Below are 21,633 nucleotides of genomic sequence, written 5' to 3' on the forward strand. Positions count from 1 at the left end.
ATTATTTTTTAGCAGCTGTTTTACCCGCTTTTCTTCTAATATATTGACCTTCCTCACGGATACCTTTTCCTTTGTAAGGCTCAACTGGACGAAGAGACTTGATTTTTGCGGTAACTTGACCCAACAATTGCTTGTCAGCAGACTCCAAAGTAATCACTGGGCTCTTACCTTTTTGAGTTTCTGCTTTAACTTCTACCTCTGCTGGTACGCCAAAGTAAATGCTGTGTGAGTAACCTAAGTTTAATTCCAACGTTTTTCCTTGTGATACGGCTTTGTAACCTACACCAACAAGCTCTAACGTTTTCTTAAAACCCTCTGAAACTCCAATAACCATGTTATTAACAAGAGAACGGTATAAACCGTGCATCGCCTTGTGTCTCTTTTGGTCGGTAGGGCGTGACAAAGTCACAATATTTTCGTTGATCTCTACAGTGATGTCACGATCGATATCTTGCGACAAAGTTCCTTTAGAACCTTTAACTGTAACAACGTTTTCAGCATTTACTTCTACGCTTACACCCGCAGGAATAGTAATTGGCTTCTTTCCTATTCTCGACATTGTAATATTAAATTAGTAGATGTAACATAAAACCTCACCACCAATATTTAGTGCGCGAGCTTCTTTGTTACTAATAATTCCTTTGTTTGTGGACAAAATGGCAATTCCAAGGCCATTCAATACACGAGGTAATTCGGTATTCTTCGCATATTTTCGGAGGCCTGGCTTAGAAACACGGATCAATTTTTCCATTGCCGGTTTCTTTGTAACAGGGTGATACTTCAATGCTACTTTAACAGTGCCTTGAGGTCCGTCCTCTACGAATTTATACGACTGAATATACCCTTGGTCAAACAACACCTTCGTCATGTTTTTCTTGACGTTAGATGCTGGGATTTCAACAACGCGGTGTCCCGCTTTCTGAGCGTTACGCAAACGTGTTAAAAAATCTGCTATTGGATCAGTCATGATAAATATTTATTGATATGATAAGCAATACCCTGCTAATTTTAGCAGGGCTTGCAAAGTTAATAATTAAATCTTACTTCTCAAAGGTAACTTACCATGAAGCTTTTGTAACACCAGGAATCAAACCTGCTGAAGCCATCTCACGGAAAGTAACACGGTTGATACCGAACTTACGCATATAACCTTTTGGACGACCAGTCAATTTACAACGGTTGTGCAAACGAACTGGAGATGCGTTGCGAGGCAACTTATCCAAACCGATATAATCGCCAGCTTCTTTCAAAGCTTTGCGTTTCTCAGCGTATTTCGCGACCATTTTCTCGCGCTTGCGACCACGCGCTTTTACTGCTTCTCTAGCCATTGTATCTTATTATTTTTTGTTAGCAAAAGGCATACCGAAAGCTTTCAATAATTCTAAGCTTTCTTCGTCAGTCTCAGCAGAAGTAACAAAAGTGATATCCATACCAGAGATTTTATTTACCTTTTCGATAGAAATCTCAGGAAAGATGATCTGCTCTTTTACACCCAAAGTGTAGTTACCACGGCCATCAAAACCTTTAGCAGAAACTCCACGGAAATCACGAACTGCAGGCAATGCGATCGTCAAAAGACGGTCCATGAATTCATACATTTTGTCTCCACGCAAGGTAACGCGCGCACCGATCGGCATTTCTTCTCTCAACTTAAAGTTGGAGATAGAATTTTTAGCCTTGGTAGGAACAGCTTTCTGACCAGCAATAGTAGTCATCTCTTCCACACCTTGATCGATCAATTTTTTATCGGAAACTGCTTCCCCGATACCTTTATTGATACAGATTTTTGTCACTGCTGGAATTTGCATTACAGATTTGTAACCAAATTTTTCTTTTAAAGCACCAGCAATTTCGTTCTGATATTTTTCTTTAAGTCTTGGAGCTGCCATTACTTAATTTCCTCCCCTGATTTTTTGGCGTAACGCACGATTTTACCATCAACTACTTTACGTCCAACGCGACTTGTTTCGCCTTTAGCAGGATCAACAAATGCTACGTTAGAAATATGAATAGGAGCCTCGACTTTCTCGATACCGCCATTAGGGTTAGCTGCAGAAGGTTTAACATGCTTAGTTACAATATTAACCCCCTCTACTAACACGCGGTTAGTTGCTGTGATCACCTCTTGTACGAGTCCAGTTTTACCTTTATCGTTACCGGCGATCACCTTAACTGTATCTCCTTTACGGATTTTAATTTTTACTTTAGTCATGATCTTTTCCTTTAAAATATTAAAGTACTTCCGGTGCCAAGGAAACAATCTTCATGAATTGCTTCTCACGTAATTCACGGGCAACAGGGCCGAAGATACGTGTTCCTCTTGGTTCATCATTAGCACCTAACAATACAGCAGCATTGTCTTCGAAACGGATATAAGAACCATCTTTACGACGGATTTCTTTTTTCGTACGAACAACAACCGCCTTTGATACGGTACCTTTTTTCAAGTTGCTGGATGAAAGGGCTGACTTTACAGTGACAACGATTTTGTCACCGATAGAAGCGTAACGTTTCCCAGTTCCACCCAAAACACGGATACAAAGTACTTCTTTAGCACCTGAGTTATCCGCTACGTTTAGACGACTTTCTTGTTGGATCATAATTACTTCGCTCTTTCAATGATTTCTACCAATCTCCAGCGCTTGTTGCGAGACAATGGACGTGTCTCAGCAATGCGTACAGTATCACCGATACCACCTTCATTATTCTCGTCGTGTGACATGAATTTAGAAGTTTTAGTAACGAATTTACCGTAAATCGGGTGCTTTACTCGACGGGTTACCTCAACAGTGATGGACTTGTCCATTTTGTTGCTGGCGATAACACCGATACGTTCTTTTCTTAAGTTTCTTTCCATGATCTTACTTAGCTTCAAGTTGACGTAATGCGGTTTCAAACCTAGCGATCATTCGACGACTAACACGAATTTTCATCGGATTCTCAATCGGCGAAATTGCGTGCGCAAACTGCATTTTTTGCAAGTTTTCCTTTTCAGCAGTGATCTTTTGGATCAACTCTTCCTTGCTTAGTTGTGCGATTTCAGAATTTTTCATAACTCTTATGCTTCAACGTAATCTCTACGTACAACAAATTTAGTTTTAACAGGCAATTTCTGTGCCGCTAGACGCATTGACTCTTGAGCCAAGGCTAAAGGTACACCTGTTGATTCAAATAAGATGGTTCCTGGCTTGATACAAGCTACCCAGTATTCTGGGGCACCCTTACCCTTACCCATACGAACCTCTGCAGGTTTCTTAGTGATAGGTTTGTCAGGGAAGATACGGATCCATACTTTACCTTCACGTTTCATTGCACGTGTAACCGCAATACGAGCTGCCTCAATCTGACGGCTGGTGATCCAACCTGCCTCAAGAGACTTGATACCGAAGCTACCAAAGGCAATCTCATGGCCTCTTCCAGCAAGACCTTTAACTCGGCCTTTCTGAACTTTTCTATGTTTTACTCTTCTCGGTTGTAACATTTTAAAGCTGTTTTACTTTCTTAGCGATTACTTTCTTCTACGACGACCGCCTTGTTGGTTGTTATTACCATCTTTACGACGACGACCACGACGATCATTATCAGTAGTTGGAGTCAAGTCACGCTTACCGTAAACTTCACCTTTGAAGATCCAAACTTTGATACCGATTTTACCGTAGATTGTATCCGATTCGCAGATAGCGTAATCGATGTCTGCACGCAATGTATGCAATGGAATACGTCCTTCTTTGTACATTTCGGTACGTGCCATTTCAGCACCACCCAAACGACCAGACAATTTCACTTTAATACCTTGAGCACCTACACGCATTGCAGAAGCAATTGCTTGCTTCATAGCACGACGATACGAGATACGCGCACGTAGTTGTTGAGCGATAGACTCCCCGATCAATTTAGCTTCCAATTCAGGACGCTTGATCTCGAAGATGTTGATTTGCACATCCTTAGATGTCAATTTTTTCAACTCTTCTTTAATTCTATCAACTTCCGCGCCACCTTTACCAATTACTACACCTGGACGGGCAGTATGGATAGTTAAAGTGATGCGCTTTAATGTACGCTCAATCACGATACGGCTGATTCCACCTTTAGGAATACGAGCCAATACATATTTTCTGATTTTTTGATCTTCGATCAATTTGTCAGAAAAATCACGAGAGTTAGCATACCAGTTTGATTCCCAGCCTCGAACGATACCTAAACGCAGGCCTATTGGATTAACTTTCTGTCCCATAATTGATTAATTCTTTTCAGTTTTGGTTGACAATGAATCCACAACAAGCGTAACGTGATTCGAACGCTTACGAATACGGTGAGCTCGTCCTTGAGGTGCTGGACGCAAACGCTTCAACATACGTGCACTATCAACGAAAATTTCGCTAACTACCAGGTTTGCAGTTTCAAGGCTTTCACCTTCATTTGCATTCTCCCAGTTAGCAATCGCTGAAAGCAACAACTTCTCTAGACGATTCGAAGAATGTCTAGGGTCGAATTTCAAAATATTTAATGCTGTGTCCACGCGCTGACCGCGGATCATATCTGCTACCAAACGCATTTTGCGCGGCGAGGTCGGACAGTTTCTTAGTCTTGCAACAGCTTTCATAATTATCTCTTGCCCTTGTCTTTTTTATTAATATGACCCTTATAAGTACGAGTTGGTGCGAATTCGCCCATCTTGTGACCTACCATGTTTTCTGTAACATAAACTGGAATAAATTTATTTCCATTATGTACAGCGAATGTGTGTCCTACGAATTCTGGAGAAATCATAGAACGACGAGACCATGTTTTGATCACAGTCTTTTTACCACCTTCGTTCATGGCGTCCACTTTCTTTGTTAAGCGGAAGTCAATATAAGGTCCTTTTTTAAGTGATCTTGCCATTATTTCTTACGTCTTGAAATGATCAATTTATCAGAGTATTTGTTGGCTTTACGGCTCTTACCACCTTTAGCGTAGATACCGTTACGAGAACGTGGGTGACCACCAGAAGAACGGCCTTCACCACCACCCATTGGGTGATCAACTGGGTTCATTGCAGTACCACGTACACGAGGACGACGACCCATCCAACGGTTACGACCCGCTTTACCCAATCTAACGTTCATGTGATCTCCATTAGAAACCACACCGATAGTAGCATAACATGATGCCAATACCATGCGCATTTCACCAGAAGGAAGTTTGATTGTTACATACTTACCTTCCTTTGCAACCAACTGAGCCGAAGCACCAGCTGAACGCACCAACAAACCACCTTTTCCAGGAGTCAACTCGATGTTGTGAATCACGGTACCTAATGGAATATTTGCCATCAATACGTGGTTACCAACTTCAGGAGCTGCATCAGCACTCGATACAATCTGAGTACCTACCTGTAATCCTTCAGGAGCAAGGATGTAAGCCTTCTCACCGTCTGCATAAAAAAGCAAAGCAATGTAAGCTGTACGATTTGGATCATATTCGATCGCTTTAACGGTAGCTGGAACGCCAAATTTCTGACGTTTGAAATCAACAGAACGTAATTTACGTTTGTGACCACCACCTAAATAACGCATCGTCATACGACCACTGTTGTTACGACCACCAGACTTACGTGAACCTACAGTAAGAGATTTTTCTGGGGTTGATTTAGTGATTTCTTCGAATGCAGGCGCTACTCTGAATCTTAGTCCAGGAGTTACTGGACGCATTTTCTTTACTGCCATTGTCTAATTCTTTAGATTCCGCTGTAAAAATCAATAACTTCACCTTCTGCAACTTGGACAAAAGCTTTCTTATAGCTGTTGCTACGACCAGAAATGATCGAAGACTTAGCATAACGTGTGCGTTTTTTTCCCAAGTAGCGCGCTGTACGTACAGCTACAACGTTAACGCCGTACATACGCTCAACCTCTTTCTTTACTTCCAACTTGTTAGCGTTAAGGTCTACAATGAAACCATATACACCACTTTCGTTTTGAAGTGAGGCTTTTTCGGTAACCAAAGGTTTTTTAAGTACACTCATGATTAAGCGAATAATTTTTCAATTTTCTCAATAGAACTCTCAAAAAGCACTAGGCTATCTGCGTTCAACACATCATAAGTGTTAATTGAATCAACATCAGCAACTTTTGCTTTGCGAATATTACGCGCAGCCATGTTTACATTGTCATTCAAATCACCAGTGACAGCCAAAATTTTCTTTCCATCCAAAGAAAGACCTTTAAGGATGCTCACGAATTCCTTCGTTTTAGGAGCGTCCAAATTCACATCTTCGATAACGATGATGTTTTGATCTTTAGCTTTGTAAGAAAGAGCAGACATACGTGCCAAAGCTTTAACTTTCTTGTTCAATTTAAAGCCATAATTACGTGGGCGAGGACCGAAAGCTCTACCACCACCAACGAAAACAGGAGACTTCAAAGATCCTGCACGTGCAGTACCTGTACCCTTCTGTTTCTTGATTTTTTTAGTAGATCCTGCGATCTCACTACGTTCTTTAGACTTGTGAGTACCTTGTCTCTGATTAGCCAAGTACTGTTTCACGTCTAAGTAGATTGCGTGATCGTTGGGCTCAACAGCGAAGATTGAGTCTTGCAACTCAACTTTTTTGCCGCTTTCGCTACCGTCAACTTTTAATACCGAAATCTCCATTGAATTACTTTTCTAGAATTACAAATGAATTTTTAGCGCCTGGGATAGAACCGCTCACTACAAGCAAATTCTTCTCAGAGTACACTTTCATAACACGCAAGTTCTGAATCTTAACGCGATCACCACCCATACGTCCAGCCATACGAAGACCTTTAAATACGCGTGATGGGAACGAAGCCGCTCCAATAGAACCTGGTGCGCGAAGACGGTTATGTTGACCGTGCGTAGCTTGTCCAACACCACCAAAACCGTGACGTTTAACAACACCTTGGAAACCTTTACCTTTGGAAGTTCCAATAGCGTCTACGAAATCACCCTCTTCAAACACATTCTCTACTCGAATCTCGTTACCCAAAGCAACTTCACCTTCGAAGTCACGGAACTCAACGAGCTTTCTCTTTGGAGTAGTGTTTGCTTTAGCGAAATGCCCTTGCATCGCTTTCGAAGTGTTCTTAGCTTTCTTATCGCCGAAGCCAAGCTGAACAGCATCATAGCCGTCTGATTCGACGGTCTTTACTTGTGTGATAACACAAGGACCAACCTCTACAAGTGTGCATGCGACATTTTTTTGTCCATCGGCACTGTAGATGCTAGTCATTCCGATTTTTTTACCGATAATACCAGACATACTAACTTTTTAGTATAAAATAAATTAAAATATACGAACGACCATTCGCTCGCCATTCTAAAGGACTGCAAAGTTAGGAATTATTCTCAAGAACCAAAACAATTAGAGAAATATTAAGTCACATCTCACTAAAAAAAAGGGACTTACGAAATAGAATAATTTCCCAACAACAATTAACCTCTTGAGGGATTTACAAAAAGCATGCAGAAAAGAGCAAAGCACCCCCAATTTACAGTATAAAAATGTGAATTTTCGACACCTCAAGCTTTCCTACCATTCGATCACCCTATAAAGCTATTCTGCAATTTTGCGCATAAAAAAAGGTCTGAAGCTAAAGCTCCAGACCCTTAATATCAATTAAGACACAAGATTAAACCTTGATCTCAACATCTACACCTGATGGCAATTCCAATTTCATCAATGCATCTACAGTTTTAGCTGAGTTTGAGTAGATATCTACCAAACGCTTGTAAGTACAAATTTGAAATTGCTCACGTGATTTTTTGTTAACGTGAGGTGAACGCAATACAGTGAAACGTTCTTTTTCAGTTGGCAATGGAATTGGACCGCTTACTACAGCACCCGTTGCCTTAACTGCCTTTACGATTTTCTCAGAAGACTTGTCTACCAAGTTGTGATCGTAAGACTTTAGCTTTATTCTAATTTTTTGATTCATATCTATCTAACGCTCTTATTCTCCTTTCGCTTCTGCGATAATATCTTTAGCCAAGTTGTTTGGAACTGGATCGTAGTGTGAGAACGTCAAAGACGCAGACCCACGACCAGAAGTGATCGTACGTAAATCTGTTACGTAACCGAACAACTCAGACAATGGCACATCAGCTTTGATTACTGAAGCAGTACCTTTAGAGTCCATACCTTTCATGATACCGCGACGACGGTTCAAGTCACCTGTTACAGGACCAGTATAATCCTCTGGAGTAACTACCTCAACTGCCATGATTGGCTCCAAGATTTGTGGTTTAGCTAATTTAGCCGCCTCACGGAATCCCATACGTGCTGCCAATTCAAAAGACAAAGAGTCAGAATCGACATCGTGGAATGAACCATGGAACAAACGAACAGTCATAGCCTCAACAGGGAAACCTGCCAATGGACCATTAACCATAGAAGATTCGAAACCTTTTTGTACCGCTGGGATGAATTCACGAGGAATAGCACCACCCACGATTTGGTTAACGAACTCAAGACCGTCTTTTCCATCTTCGCGTGGCTTCAATTCGAATACGATATCCGCAAATTTACCACGACCACCAGACTGCTTTTTGTAAACCTCACGGTGCTCAACACCTGTAGTGATATGCTCACGGTAAGCTACCTGAGGAGCACCTTCATTAACCTCTACTTTGAACTCGCGTTTCAAACGATCAAGGATAATTTCCAAGTGCAACTCACCCATACCACGCAATACAGTTTGACCAGTTTCCTCGTCAGTATTTACACGCAATGTAGGATCTTCTTCAATCAATTTACCCAAAGCCATACCCAACTTATCAACGTCAGCTTTTGACTTAGGCTCAATAGCAATACCGATTACAGGCTCAGGGAAAGTCATTTCCTCCAATACGATTGGATTCTTTTCATCAACCAAAGAGTCACCTGTTTTGATATCTTTGAAACCAACACCTGCACAGATGTCACCAGCTTCTACTACATCAATCGGATTTTGCTTATTTGAGTGCATTTGCATCAAACGAGAGATACGCTCTTTTTTACCAGTACGCGTATTCAATACATAAGAACCAGCATTCAATTTCCCTGAATAAACACGGAAGAAACACAAACGACCTACAAATGGGTCAGTTGCGATCTTAAATGCCAATGCAGCAAATGGATCTTCGATAGTCGCATTACGCGTAACCTCTTCATCAGTATCAGGATTGATACCTTGAATTGCAGGCAAGTCTAATGGAGAAGGCAAGAATGAACATACAGCATCCAACACTGCCTGTACACCTTTATTTTTAAATGCTGAACCACACATTACAGGCTGCATTGACATGTCAATTACAGCTGCACGAATAGCCACCATCATTTCTTCTTCAGTAATTGAATCAGCGTCCTCGAAGAATTTCTCCAACAACTCCTCATCATACTCAGCTACTGCTTCAACCAATTTCTGTCTCCACTCAGCAACCTCTTCAAGCATATCTTCAGGAACTTCTTGCTCAACATAAGTCATACCCATGTCGTCTTCGTTCCAGATAATTGCTTTGTTTTTGATCAAATCAACAACACCAGTAAAAGTATCTTCAGCACCGATTGGCAATTGCAACGGCACTGGATTACCTCCCAATTTGTCGATAATTTCTTGAACAGTTCCCAAGAAGTTAGCACCAGCACGGTCCATTTTGTTAACAAAACAGATACGTGGAACATGGTACTTATCTGCTTGACGCCATACTGTCTCAGACTGAGGCTCTACACCAGAAGATGCACAGAACAATGCTACAGCACCATCCAATACACGCAACGAACGCTCTACTTCTACAGTAAAGTCAACGTGACCTGGAGTATCGATAATGTTCACAGTATAAGGTTTAGTCAAACCTTTTACGTGAGTACCTTTATCCGTTGGGTAATGCCAGTTAGTTTGGGTAGCAGCAGAAGTAATCGTGATACCACGCTCTTGCTCTTGCTCCATCCAGTCCATGGTAGCAGCACCATCGTGAACTTCACCAATTTTGTGAGACAATCCAGTGTAGTAAAGGATACGCTCAGTAGTTGTGGTTTTACCAGCATCGACGTGAGCCATGATACCGATATTACGCAGGAAAGTTAAATCCTTAGCCATTTGTATTAGAATCTAAAGTGAGAGAATGCTTTATTAGCCTCCGCCATGCGGTGTGTATCATCTTTCTTCTTCACAGCTGCACCTTCGCCTTTGGAAGCAGCAATGATCTCCCCAGCCAAACGTTCTTTCATGGTTTTTTCACCACGTGAACGCGAATAACGAATCATCCATTTGATTCCCAAGTAAGTCTTACGGCTAGGTCGAACTTCCATCGGCACTTGGAATGTAGCACCACCTACACGACGAGATTTCACCTCGACAGCTGGCATTACATTATTCAAAGCCTTTTTCCAAACCTCAAGACCGTTCTCACCCACGCGCTCTTCTACTAGATCGATCGCGTCGTAAAAAATATTATAGGCAATACTCTTCTTCCCATCTTGCATAAGATAGTTTACAAACTTAGTTACCAAAGTATCTTGAAACTTTGGATCAGGAAGAATATACCGCTTTTTTGGTTTAGCCTTTCTCATTGCTTTTTATACAATAATGTACTTAAATTTTTTAAAATTATTTTTTGTCCTTAGGACGTTTCGCACCGTATTTAGAACGAGCTTGTAGACGACCACCAACACCTGCAGTATCCAATGCACCACGAACTACGTGATAACGAACCCCAGGAAGATCCTTTACACGACCACCACGAATCAACACGATTGAGTGCTCTTGCAAGTTGTGACCTTCACCACCGATGTAGGCATTCACCTCTTTACCATTTGTCAAACGCACACGAGCTACTTTACGCATCGCTGAGTTTGGTTTTTTAGGAGTAGTCGTGTAAACACGCGTACATACTCCTCGACGTTGTGGACAAGAATCCAAAGCAGGTGATTTAGACTTATCAACCAAGCTTTTTCTGCCCTTGCGTACTAATTGCTGAATAGTAGGCATTTAATAAAAACGTTTAAAGTATTAATAATACAGTTCTGAAATAGGACTGCAAAGGTATTGATAATCACTGACTAATCAAACCATTACCGACTTATTTCTAAAAAGTTAGTGAAAAATAATTATTAATATTACCTCGAACTAACCTGATACTGAACTGCTGAAAATTCTAATTTTGAGTGCTTTGAACTGATTATCAGCTTAAGCTTCCCCTACTGGTCCCCCAAAATTATAGGGGTTATTATCACCTGAAGGGTTATTTTGACCAATCGGCCCACACATTGCCTCATACTTAGCAATATTATCTTGCAAAGCCTGCAATAACCGTACCGCATGCTCTGGAGTTAACACCACCCTTGATTTCACTTTAGCTTTAGGCACGCCTGGCATAATGCGAATAAAGTCCAGTACAAACTCACTGTTAGAGTGAGCTATCATGGCTAAGTTAGCGTAAACGCCCTCGGCCATTTCTTCTGGCAATTCGATATCAATTTTACCACCTTGCTGAGGCTTCTGATCTTGCTCTGGATTCTGCATAAGTTTAGATATGATGTAAGAATGTGTATATAAAAAGAATAGACTACAGCCTCAACGGCCGCAGTCTATTCGCTTATCTTATATGTTAGGGTGCTGAATCATCTTGATTAAGCACGCTCATTTTCTGCTCTACGCTCACGCATTTCACGTAATTCTGCTTCCTCATCTTTATGAGTAACGATCAATTTACGGAAATCACGAACACCTGTACCTGCTGGAATCAAGTGACCTACGATTACGTTTTCTTTCAGTCCAAGTAATTCATCACGCTTACCACGAATTGAGGCTTCAGACAACACCTTAGTAGTTTCCTGGAAGGATGCTGCTGAGATGAACGAGTCAGTACCCAAAGATGATTGCGTAATACCTTGAAGTGTAGGTTTAGAAACTGCTGCTTGCGCATCACGTACCTGTACCAATTTCAAGTCACGACGGCGAAGGTTAGAGTTCTCATCACGAAGACGACGAGCGGTGATGATCTGACCAGCTTCTACATTTGTAGAATCACCTGCATCAGTAACCACTTTTTGATCCAATATCTTGTCGTTTTCTTCACGGAAAGAGAATTTATCAACGATTTGGTTGGTCAAGAAGATGGTATCACCTGGATCCACAACTGTAACCTTCTGCATCATCTGGCGAACAATCACCTCGATGTGCTTATCGTTAATTTTCACACCCTGAAGACGATATACCGCCTGGATTTCGTTCACCAAATATTCCTGAACTGAAGTAGGACCTTCTACATTCAAGATATCGTTTGGTGTTTTCGCTCCATCAGACAATGGCATACCCGCTTTCACGAAGTCATTTTCCTGAACCAAGATGTGCTTAGAAAGAGATACTAAGTAACGCTTCTTAACACCATCTTTCGACTCGATATAAACTTCACGGTTACCACGCTTGATACCTCCGTACGTTACCACACCGTCAATCTCAGAGATTACTGCTGGATTAGATGGGTTACGTGCCTCAAATAGCTCTGTTACTCGAGGAAGACCCCCTGTAATATCGGCAGACTTACCTGCAGAACGAGGAATCTTACACAGGATTGTACCTGGCTTAATATCGTCGCCTTCTTCTACATTAAGGTATGCTCCAACAGGAATGTTATAAGACTTGATCTCACCTTCATTTCCATTAATAGAAATCGATGGGTTCTTAGTCTTATCCTTAGTATCCATCACTACTTTCGACTGGTGACCAGTAGTATCATCCATCTCTACTTTGTAGGTGATACCCTGCTCTAAAGCATCGAAGCCAATCTTACCGCCATACTCTGAAAGGATCACGGCGTTAAATGGATCCCACTGACAGATTTTGTCACCTTTCTCCACCTTCGCACCATCTTTGAATTTCAAGTATGCACCGTAAGGAACATTATTGGTCATCAAAGTCTTACCAGAAGCAGCGTCGATAATTTTCACTTCGCCAGTACGTCCCATTACTACATCTGCTGGCTCATCATCAAGATCAGAATCTACAGAAATAGAACGGATTTCCTCAAATTTCAAGATACCTGGGAACTTCGCAATCACAGAGGCATCAGCAGCAATCGCAGATGCTGTACCCCCAACGTGGAATGTACGAAGTGTAAGCTGTGTACCTGGCTCACCAATAGACTGTGCTGCCACAACCCCTACGGAATCACCAACCTGCGCAGAACGCAAAGTAGATAAGTTTCTACCGTAACATTTCGCACAAACACCCTTACGTGTTTCACAAGTCAATACAGAACGAACCTCAACTTTCTCAACAGCACTTTCTTCGATGCGTTGAACATGTGTTTCGCTGATTTCCTGACCTGCTTCAACCAATACTTCACCAGACAATGGATCCTCAACATCATGTACAGAAACACGACCCAAGATACGCTCACCCAAAGGCTCAACAATTTCCTCGTTGTCTTTAAGTGGCTCCATTTCAATACCTCTCAATGTACCACAATCGTGCTCATTAATGATCACATCCTGCGCTACATCCACCAAACGACGAGTCAAGTAACCCGCATCGGCAGTTTTAAGGGCGGTATCGGCCAAACCTTTACGCGCACCGTGAGTAGAGATAAAGTACTCAAGTACATCCAAACCTTCCTTAAAGTTAGAAAGAATTGGGTTTTCAATAATTGCACCTACTGATGATCCTACGTTTTTCTGCGGCTTAGCCATCAGTCCACGCATACCACCCAACTGACGAATTTGCTCACGAGAACCACGGGCTCCGGAGTCCATCATCATGTAGATCGCATTAAATCCATTTTGATCTTCAGCCAACTGCTTCATCAATACAGTCGTCAACTGGCTGTTGATACGTGTCCAGATATCAATGATTTGATTGTAACGCTCAGTATCAGTGATAAGACCCATTTGGTAGTTCATCATCACTTCATCACGTTCCTCCTGAGCCTGAGCTACCAATGGTGCCTTTTGGTCAGGAATCATGATATCATTAAGACCCATAGAAAGTCCACCGGCGTATGCTGTCTGGAATCCTAAGTGTTTAATATCATCCAAGAATTTTGCAGTTTTAGCCATTCCTGTGATTTTATACACATAAGAAATGATTTGCTGCAGTTTTTTCTTGGTCAATAGTTCGTTCACGAAACCAACCTCTTCAGGTACAAACTGGTTCACAAGAACACGTCCAGCAACTGTATCAATTACTTTCGTTTCTAATTCACCCGTATCATCGTTACGAACTTTTGTTTTTACTTTAATATTGGCATTCTTATCACAAGCGCCTTCGTTGATCGCAATGATCACCTCTTCAGCGCCATAGAAAGTCATGCCCTCACCTTTAATTGGATAGGCAGGTGTATTCGGACGGCCTTTTGACATATAATAAAGACCCAATACCATATCCTGAGAAGGTACGGCAATAGGCGCACCGTTGGCAGGGTTCAAAATGTTATGCGATGATAACATCAAAACCTGTGCTTCCAATACTGCTTCATGGCCTAATGGTACGTGAACCGCCATTTGGTCACCATCAAAATCGGCGTTAAATGCAGTACATACCAATGGGTGAAGCTGAATCGCTTTACCTTCAATCAATTTAGGCTGGAATGCCTGGATACCCAAACGGTGAAGTGTAGGAGCACGGTTAAGCATCACAGGGTGACCTTTAAGCACGTTTTCCAAAATATCCCAAACAACAGGATCTTTACGATCAACGATTTTCTTCGCTGACTTCACTGTTTTTACGATACCACGTTCAATCAGCTTGCGGATAACGAATGGCTTGAACAGCTCGGCTGCCATATTCTTTGGCAAACCACATTCGTGCATTTTCAACTCAGGACCAACGACAATTACCGAACGACCAGAATAATCAACACGCTTACCCAACAAGTTTTGACGGAAACGACCTTGCTTACCTTTCAGCATATCAGAAAGGGACTTCAACGCACGGTTACCATCAGAACGAACAGCGTTTACTTTACGAGAGTTATCGAATAATGAATCGACAGCCTCTTGCAGCATACGTTTCTCGTTACGAAGGATCACTTCAGGAGCCTTAATATCGATCAAACGTTTCAAACGGTTGTTACGGATAATTACACGACGGTAAAGATCATTCAAGTCAGATGTTGCAAAACGACCACCATCCAAAGGCACCAATGGGCGCAATTCTGGTGGAATTACTGGCACCATACGAATAACCATCCACTCTGGGCGGTTATCGATACGCGTACGTGAATCACGGAAAGCCTCTACAACTTTCAAACGCTTCAAAGCTTCTGCTTTACGCTGCTGAGAAGTATCTGTTGCTGCCTGATGACGCAATGCAAAAGACAATGAATCCAACTCTGTGCGCGCCAACAACATCTCAATGGCATCAGCACCCATCTTCGCAATAAACTTGCTTGGATCATCATCGTCAAGCATTTGGTTCTCACGAGGCAATTTGTCCATGATCTCCAAATACTCATCTTCGGTTAAGAAATCCATTTTCTGAATTTCATCTTCCTCTTTTACACCAGGCTGAATTACAACATAACGTTCGTAATAAATGATCTGATCTAATTTTTTTGTTGGAAGACCTAACAAATAACCAATCTTGTTAGGTAAAGAACGGAAGTACCAAATGTGTGCTACAGGAACTACCAATTCGATGTGTCCCATACGCTCACGACGTACTTTCTTCTCTGTTACTTCTACACCACAACGATCACAAACGATCCCCTTGTAGCGAATTCTTTTATATTTTCCACAATGACACTCCCAATCCTTCACAGGACCGAAGATTCGCTCACAGAAAAGACCACCCATTTCCGGCTTATAAGTACGGTAATTGATGGTTTCTGGCTGAGTTACCTCCCCGAATGAACTCTCCAGAATAGATTCTGGAGAGGCCAATGAGATGGTTACTCTTGAAAAGTCATTATTGATTTTTTTATTCTTTCTGAAACTCATATTTCTAAGGGAGAATATTTTAAATCGAGATGATGATTAGTCTAATGTTACTTCAAGTGCCAATCCACGAAGCTCGTGTACCAATACGTTGAAGGATTCTGGAATATTTGGTTTACCCATATTATCCCCCTTAACAATCGACTCATAAGCTTTAGCACGACCGATTACGTCATCAGACTTAATCGTCAAGATCTCTTGAAGGATGTGCGCTGCACCGAATGCCTCAAGTGCCCAAACCTCCATCTCTCCGAAACGCTGACCACCAAACTGAGCTTTACCACCCAATGGTTGTTGCGTAATCAATGAGTAAGGTCCGATAGAACGAGCGTGCATCTTATCATCAACCAAGTGACCCAATTTCAGCATATATGCGATACCTACCGTAATTGGTTGATCGAAGCGCTGACCTGTACGGCCGTCATATAGGAATGAACGTCCATAATCTGGTAATCCAGCAGCTCTCAATTCACCTTGAACTTCGTCCATAGTACCTCCATCAAAAATTGGAGTAGCGTACTTTTTGCCTAATTTACGACCTGCCCAACCAAGAACTGTCTCGAAAATCTGACCGATGTTCATACGTGAAGGTACCCCAAGAGGGTTCAAACAGATATCCAATGGAGTTCCGTCTTCCAAGAAAGGCATGTCTGCAATCGGAACGATCTTAGCCACAACCCCTTTGTTACCGTGACGACCCGCCATTTTATCACCCACTTTCAATTTACGTTTCTTCGCCACGTAAACTTTAGCAAGCTGAACGATACCTGCTGGCAATTCATCACCTACTTCTAAAGTGAAACGATCACGTTTGAATGAACCAGTAATTTTGTTTCTCTTGTTGATATAATTTTTCACCAAGATTACAATCAGCTCATTAATACGCTCATCATCAGTCCAATTATCCAAATTCAAATCAGAAACCAAGTTGGCTTCCGCAGAAACGGCATATGCACTTTCATCACGATAGATATTCTCTTCTGGGAACAAGTTGTTTGAGATATTCGCGCGGTTGAATTCAACCCCTTCGCTCATAATCTCATCACCGAATTTATGCTTGATTCCACGGCTTGTTTTTCCTTCAAGAAGGCTCACCATTTTATCAATCATTTCCGTTTTCACCTTGTTCAAATCGCTTGCATAACGCGCTTTCAATGCTTCAACATCTTTCTTCGCTTTAGCACGCAAATCTTTGTCCTTTTTAGGACGAGAGAACAATTTAGTATCAATCACTACTCCATTTAATGAAGGAGACGCTTTCAAAGAAGCATCTTTTACATCACCAGCTTTATCACCGAAGATTGCACGTAGCAGTTTCTCTTCAGGTGTTGGATCCGTTTCTCCTTTAGGAGTAATTTTACCTACTAAGATATCACCTTCTTTGATTTCAGCCCCGACACGGATCACGCCATGTTCATCAAGGTTTTTAACTGAATCTTCAGAAACGTTAGGAATCTCAGTAGTCAACTCTTCTTCTCCACGACGAGTGTCACGAACTTCGAGTTCGTACTCATCAATGTGAATAGAAGTATATACATCATCCTGAACAATACGTTCAGAAATAACAATCGCATCCTCAAAGTTGTATCCCTGCCAAGGCATGTAACCTACTAACAAGTTACGGCCAAGTGCAAGCTCACCCTTCTCAGTTGCATAACCATCAACCAATACCTGACCTTTAACAACCTCATCATCTTTTAAAACGATTGGGCGAAGGTTCACACAAGTATCTTGGTTAGTACGACGGAATTTCACCAATTCGTAGGTCACCAATTCGTTATCAAATCCTGAAGTTTTTTCATCTTCAGTCAAATCGTAACGGATAGTGATCTTTTGTGAATCAACATAAGCCACGGTACCTTTGCCTTCAGCACGCAATAAAACGCGAGAATCTTCAGCTACTCGTTTCTCCAAGCCAGTACCAACGATTGGTGCCTCAGGGCGCAACAATGGTACTGCTTGGCGCTGCATGTTAGAGCCCATCAATGCACGGTTGGCATCATCATGCTCCAAGAAAGGAATCATCGATGCTGCAACAGATACAATCTGGTTAGGCGCAACATCCATATATGCGATGCTCTCTGGACCTTCAAGAGGGAAATCACCTTGGTAACGTACTTTAATCTGACGTTCCTTGAAATTACCTTCACTGTCCTGAGGTGCGTTAGCCTGTGCAATATTTTTGTAATCCTCCTCTTCGGCAGTCAAGTAAGTTACTTCTTCAGTAATCTTACCATCGTCGATTTTACGGTATGGTGTTTCGATGAATCCCATATCGTTCACCTTTGCATGAACACAAAGAGATGAAATCAAACCAATGTTTGGACCTTCAGGAGTTTCAATCGTACATAGACGACCATAGTGTGTGTAGTGAACATCACGAACCTCGAAACCGGCACGCTCACGGGAAAGACCACCAGGACCTAAGGCTGACATACGACGCTTATGCGTAATTTCTGCCAATGGGTTGGTTTGGTCCATGAACTGCGACAACTGGTTTGTTCCGAAGAAGGAGTTGATCACAGAAGACAATGTACGCGCGTTGATCAAATCAACTGGTTTAAAGTCTTCATTATCACGAACGTTCATACGCTCTTTAATCGTACGAGCCATACGGGCAAGACCTACACCAAACTGGCTGTAAAGCTGCTCACCTACAGTACGAACACGACGGTTAGACAGGTGGTCAATATCATCCACTACTGCCTTAGAGTTAATCAAGTGAATCAAATACTTCACGATTAACTCAATATCTTTAATCGTCAAAACTCGCATGTCCAAAGATTCATTAATCTTCAGCTTACGGTTAATACGATAACGTCCTACCTCACCCAAGTCATAACGCTTGTCTGAGAAGAACAAATTATGAATAATCTCACGAGCGGTTGCTTCATCTGGAGCATCAGAATTACGCAACTGACGATAGATCTGCTCTACCGCTTCTTTCTCTGAGTTTGATGGATCTTTATGAAGGGTATTATGAATGATCTGGAATTCCGCAATGTTTACATCATCGCGGTGCAATACGATTGCATCCTGACCTGAATCAACGATATCTTCAATATCTTCCTCACTAATGACGTGGTCGCGTTCGAAAATCACTTCGTTACGGTCAATAGAGATAACCTCCCCAGTGTCCTCATCTACGAAGTCTTCCGTCCATGAACGCAATACACGAGCGGCTAACTTACGGCCAACCACCTTCTGCAATGGCGCCTTTTTAGCTTCTACCTCTTCGGAAAGACCAAAGAGATCCAAAATCTCCTTATCCGATCCGTAGCCAATAGCTCGTAACAGTGTTGTTACGGGAAATTTCTTTTTACGGTCGATGTAAGCGAACATCACGTTATTTACGTCTGTTGCAAACTCGATCCATGATCCCTTGAATGGGATAATTCGTGCCGAATACAATGTAGTACCATTGGTGTGCTTCGACTGTGCGAAGAATACACCAGGAGAACGGTGTAATTGCGATACGATAACGCGTTCAGCTCCGTTAATAACGAATGAGCCTTTTTCGGTCATGTATGGGATGTTACCCAAAAACACTTCCTGCTCAAGCGTTTCGAAGTCCTCGTTGTCCTCATCGTTGCAAGAAAGACGCAATTTCGCTTTTAGCGGCACAGAGTAGGTTAGTCCTCTGTCGATACTTTCGTCAACCGTATATTTTGGTGGATCAATCATGTAATCCACAAACTCCAAAACGAAGTTCTCACGGCTGTCGCTAATCGGGAAATTTTCTTGAAAAACCTTGTAAAGGCCTTCATTCTCGCGTTTTTCGGCAGGCGTATCGATTTGGAAAAAGTCCCTGAACGACTTAAGTTGAACATCCAGAAAGTCAGGATAGTCAATTACGTGTTTAATCGACGCGAAACTTTTTCTTTCAGTTTGAATAGCCAAGGCAGTAAGATTTAAATGATAAACTGGAAAAGGAGAGAATCCGGGAAAATGATTCGTCTATGCTTAATTTAGTCAAAATGTGCATAAACGGCAAAAGACCGGACTATGATAAGCCCGGTCAAATAAATTTCGAATTGCCCGCGTACGCTAGACATTTCAAAATTCAGAGTGTATCTTATTTCAACTCTACTTCTGCACCTACAGCTTCCAATTCTTTCTTAAGTGCTTCAGCTTCGTCTTTAGAGATTCCTTCTTTGATTGTAGATGGAGCGCCATCAACTACTTCTTTAGCTTCTTTCAAGCCAAGACCAGCCAATTCTTTAACCGCTTTAACTACTTTCAATTTAGCTGCGCCAGCTGCTTTCAACACTACGTCGAACTCAGTTTTCTCAGCAGCAGCGTCACCTTCACCAGCACCAGCTACCATTACAGGAGCTGCAGCAGCTGCAGGCTCGATACCATATTCCTCTTTTAGGATTTCAGCTAATTCGTTAACGTCTTTAACGGATAGGTTTACTAGCTGTTCTGCGAATTCTTTAAGATCTGCCATCTTTGTATTAAATTAAAATTGTTTTTTTAAAATCTTTATTAACGTTCAGAAAGGGTTTTGATGATACCCGCCAAGTTGTCTCCACCTGATTGAAGTGCAGAGATAACGTTTTTAGCAGGAGATTGAAGCAATCCAATAACCTCACCGATAAGTTCAGCCTTAGATTTAAGCTTGCTTAATGTATCAACATTATTATCACCAACGAACAGATCGAAATCGATGGAAGCACCTTTAAGGATCGGTTTCTCATTCGTTTTTCTAAATTCTTTGATTACTTTAGCCGGTACTGAAGCAGTCTCTTCACTGGCAAACATAATGCCAGACTGACCTGCGAATACAGCGCCGTTAGTAAATTCAGAAACATCAGCACCTAAGTTCTCTAATGCTTTCTGAATAAAAGTGTTTTTGTACAATTTGTACTCAACTCCTTGGTTGAAACATGCGCGACGCAAATTATTTACGTCGGCCACGCTTAGCCCAGCTGCATCTGTAATGTAGAAGACATTGTTTTCTTTCAACTTTGCAGTCAGGTCATTAATGATCTGAATTTTTTCTTCTCTATTCATAATTACAATCCAGCTACGCTATTTTTATCAACTTTAATACCTGGGCTCATCGTAGAAGAGATGCTGATCGACTTGAAGTAAGTCCCTTTTGCTGAAGAAGGCTTCATTTTAGAAAGCGTATTCAACAACTCAAGTGCATTTTCTTCGATTTGCTCTGGAGTAAATGAGCTTTTACCGATAGAAGTATGAATGATACCAGTTTTATCAACTTTAAAGTCAATTTTACCAGCTTTCACTTCCTTAATCGCTTTAGCAACATCCATTGTTACCGTACCAGCTTTAGGGTTTGGCATCAAGCCACGAGGACCTAACACACGACCTAAACGACCGATTTTAGCCATAACAGTAGGCATTGTGATGATGACGTCCATATCAGTCCAACCACCTTCGATTTTCTTGATGAACTCATCCATACCTACGAAATCAGCACCTGCAGCTTTTGCTTCTTCTTCTTTCTCTGGTGATACCAAAGCAAGTACACGTACTTCTTTACCAGTACCGTGAGGAAGAGCAACAACACCACGAACCATTTGATCAGCTTTACGAGGATCTACGCCCAAACGAACGTCGATATCTACAGAAGCAGCAAATTTTGTGAATGTGATTTCCTTAACAAGTGAAGTAGCTTGAGACAAAGAGTATTCCTGCTCTCTATCAAATTTAGCCAAGGCTTCTTTTCTTTTCTTAGTTAATCTCGCCAT

At 41.8% G+C, this 21,633-nt stretch carries 26 protein-coding genes; all 26 read right to left on the minus strand.

Going from position 1 to position 21,633, the window contains the following annotated elements:
* Position 1: 1 nt before the first annotated feature.
* The 26 genes from rplF to rplA all read right to left on the minus strand — a co-directional run bounded on the left by rplF (position 2) and on the right by rplA (position 21,633).
* Positions 2 to 559: a 50S ribosomal protein L6 gene (rplF, locus tag AABK40_RS11890; protein WP_332921306.1), complete on the minus strand. Its 558-nt coding sequence runs from the start codon at positions 557 to 559 to the stop codon at positions 2 to 4.
* Positions 560 to 571: 12 nt separating this feature from the next.
* A complete protein-coding gene (gene rpsH / locus AABK40_RS11895; protein ID WP_332921307.1) occupies positions 572 to 967 on the minus strand; it encodes a 30S ribosomal protein S8 in 396 nt (131 codons plus the stop codon).
* 91 nt (positions 968 to 1,058) lie between these two features.
* Positions 1,059 to 1,328: a 30S ribosomal protein S14 gene (gene rpsN, locus AABK40_RS11900; protein ID WP_053406754.1), complete on the minus strand. Its 270-nt coding sequence runs from the start codon at positions 1,326 to 1,328 to the stop codon at positions 1,059 to 1,061.
* A gap of 9 nt (positions 1,329 to 1,337) precedes the next feature.
* Positions 1,338 to 1,889: a 50S ribosomal protein L5 gene (gene rplE / locus AABK40_RS11905; RefSeq protein ID WP_332921308.1), complete on the minus strand. Its 552-nt coding sequence runs from the start codon at positions 1,887 to 1,889 to the stop codon at positions 1,338 to 1,340.
* Positions 1,889 to 2,212 carry a 50S ribosomal protein L24 gene (gene rplX / locus AABK40_RS11910; protein WP_421953291.1) on the minus strand — a complete coding sequence of 108 codons (324 nt, stop codon included), beginning with the start codon at positions 2,210 to 2,212 and terminating at the stop codon, positions 1,889 to 1,891. Before rplX ends, rplE begins: the two co-directional genes overlap by 1 nt.
* A gap of 19 nt (positions 2,213 to 2,231) precedes the next feature.
* Positions 2,232 to 2,600, minus strand: a complete 369-nt coding sequence (gene rplN / locus AABK40_RS11915; protein WP_053406751.1) for a 50S ribosomal protein L14 — start codon at positions 2,598 to 2,600, stop codon at positions 2,232 to 2,234.
* Positions 2,601 to 2,602: 2 nt separating this feature from the next.
* Positions 2,603 to 2,857, minus strand: a complete 255-nt coding sequence (rpsQ, locus tag AABK40_RS11920; protein ID WP_332921309.1) for a 30S ribosomal protein S17 — start codon at positions 2,855 to 2,857, stop codon at positions 2,603 to 2,605.
* A 4-nt stretch (positions 2,858 to 2,861) separates the two neighbouring features.
* Entirely contained in the window at positions 2,862 to 3,053 is a 192-nt protein-coding gene (gene rpmC / locus AABK40_RS11925) for a 50S ribosomal protein L29 (RefSeq protein ID WP_332921310.1), read from the minus strand.
* A gap of 5 nt (positions 3,054 to 3,058) precedes the next feature.
* Positions 3,059 to 3,481, minus strand: a complete 423-nt coding sequence (gene rplP / locus AABK40_RS11930) for a 50S ribosomal protein L16 (protein ID WP_332921311.1) — start codon at positions 3,479 to 3,481, stop codon at positions 3,059 to 3,061.
* A gap of 27 nt (positions 3,482 to 3,508) precedes the next feature.
* Complete coding sequence (gene rpsC / locus AABK40_RS11935) at positions 3,509 to 4,234, minus strand: 30S ribosomal protein S3 (protein WP_332921312.1); 726 nt, start codon at positions 4,232 to 4,234, stop codon at positions 3,509 to 3,511.
* A gap of 6 nt (positions 4,235 to 4,240) precedes the next feature.
* A complete protein-coding gene (rplV, locus tag AABK40_RS11940) occupies positions 4,241 to 4,603 on the minus strand; it encodes a 50S ribosomal protein L22 (RefSeq protein WP_332921313.1) in 363 nt (120 codons plus the stop codon).
* A 2-nt stretch (positions 4,604 to 4,605) separates the two neighbouring features.
* Positions 4,606 to 4,884, minus strand: coding sequence for a 30S ribosomal protein S19 (gene rpsS / locus AABK40_RS11945; protein WP_332921314.1), 279 nt, complete (start codon positions 4,882 to 4,884; stop codon positions 4,606 to 4,608).
* On the minus strand, positions 4,884 to 5,708 hold the full coding sequence (gene rplB / locus AABK40_RS11950) for a 50S ribosomal protein L2 (RefSeq protein WP_332921315.1): 825 nt from the start codon (positions 5,706 to 5,708) through the stop codon (positions 4,884 to 4,886). Before rplB ends, rpsS begins: the two co-directional genes overlap by 1 nt.
* Before the next feature lie 11 nt (positions 5,709 to 5,719).
* Positions 5,720 to 6,007, minus strand: coding sequence for a 50S ribosomal protein L23 (gene rplW, locus AABK40_RS11955; RefSeq protein ID WP_332921316.1), 288 nt, complete (start codon positions 6,005 to 6,007; stop codon positions 5,720 to 5,722).
* A gap of 2 nt (positions 6,008 to 6,009) precedes the next feature.
* A complete protein-coding gene (gene rplD / locus AABK40_RS11960; protein WP_332921317.1) occupies positions 6,010 to 6,636 on the minus strand; it encodes a 50S ribosomal protein L4 in 627 nt (208 codons plus the stop codon).
* A 4-nt stretch (positions 6,637 to 6,640) separates the two neighbouring features.
* Positions 6,641 to 7,264, minus strand: a complete 624-nt coding sequence (rplC, locus tag AABK40_RS11965; RefSeq protein WP_332921318.1) for a 50S ribosomal protein L3 — start codon at positions 7,262 to 7,264, stop codon at positions 6,641 to 6,643.
* A 370-nt stretch (positions 7,265 to 7,634) separates the two neighbouring features.
* Positions 7,635 to 7,940, minus strand: a complete 306-nt coding sequence (gene rpsJ / locus AABK40_RS11970; protein WP_053406740.1) for a 30S ribosomal protein S10 — start codon at positions 7,938 to 7,940, stop codon at positions 7,635 to 7,637.
* A 15-nt stretch (positions 7,941 to 7,955) separates the two neighbouring features.
* Positions 7,956 to 10,079, minus strand: a complete 2,124-nt coding sequence (fusA, locus tag AABK40_RS11975) for an elongation factor G (RefSeq protein ID WP_332921319.1) — start codon at positions 10,077 to 10,079, stop codon at positions 7,956 to 7,958.
* 5 nt (positions 10,080 to 10,084) lie between these two features.
* Entirely contained in the window at positions 10,085 to 10,552 is a 468-nt protein-coding gene (gene rpsG, locus AABK40_RS11980; protein WP_338397158.1) for a 30S ribosomal protein S7, read from the minus strand.
* Positions 10,553 to 10,589: 37 nt separating this feature from the next.
* Positions 10,590 to 10,970: a 30S ribosomal protein S12 gene (gene rpsL, locus AABK40_RS11985; protein WP_332921321.1), complete on the minus strand. Its 381-nt coding sequence runs from the start codon at positions 10,968 to 10,970 to the stop codon at positions 10,590 to 10,592.
* Between the two features lie 198 nt (positions 10,971 to 11,168).
* Positions 11,169 to 11,504, minus strand: a complete 336-nt coding sequence (locus AABK40_RS11990; protein ID WP_332921322.1) for a DUF3467 domain-containing protein — start codon at positions 11,502 to 11,504, stop codon at positions 11,169 to 11,171.
* A gap of 107 nt (positions 11,505 to 11,611) precedes the next feature.
* Positions 11,612 to 15,919, minus strand: coding sequence for a DNA-directed RNA polymerase subunit beta' (gene rpoC / locus AABK40_RS11995; RefSeq protein WP_332921323.1), 4,308 nt, complete (start codon positions 15,917 to 15,919; stop codon positions 11,612 to 11,614).
* 36 nt (positions 15,920 to 15,955) lie between these two features.
* Entirely contained in the window at positions 15,956 to 19,816 is a 3,861-nt protein-coding gene (gene rpoB, locus AABK40_RS12000; RefSeq protein ID WP_332921324.1) for a DNA-directed RNA polymerase subunit beta, read from the minus strand.
* 175 nt (positions 19,817 to 19,991) lie between these two features.
* Positions 19,992 to 20,366, minus strand: coding sequence for a 50S ribosomal protein L7/L12 (gene rplL / locus AABK40_RS12005; RefSeq protein WP_332921325.1), 375 nt, complete (start codon positions 20,364 to 20,366; stop codon positions 19,992 to 19,994).
* A 38-nt stretch (positions 20,367 to 20,404) separates the two neighbouring features.
* Positions 20,405 to 20,932, minus strand: a complete 528-nt coding sequence (gene rplJ / locus AABK40_RS12010; RefSeq protein ID WP_332921326.1) for a 50S ribosomal protein L10 — start codon at positions 20,930 to 20,932, stop codon at positions 20,405 to 20,407.
* Positions 20,933 to 20,934: 2 nt separating this feature from the next.
* Entirely contained in the window at positions 20,935 to 21,633 is a 699-nt protein-coding gene (gene rplA / locus AABK40_RS12015) for a 50S ribosomal protein L1 (RefSeq protein WP_332921327.1), read from the minus strand.

Origin of the sequence: Persicobacter psychrovividus (assembly GCF_036492425.1) — a bacterium.
In the GTDB taxonomy this organism is placed as follows: Bacteria; Bacteroidota; Bacteroidia; order Cytophagales; family Cyclobacteriaceae; genus Persicobacter; species Persicobacter psychrovividus.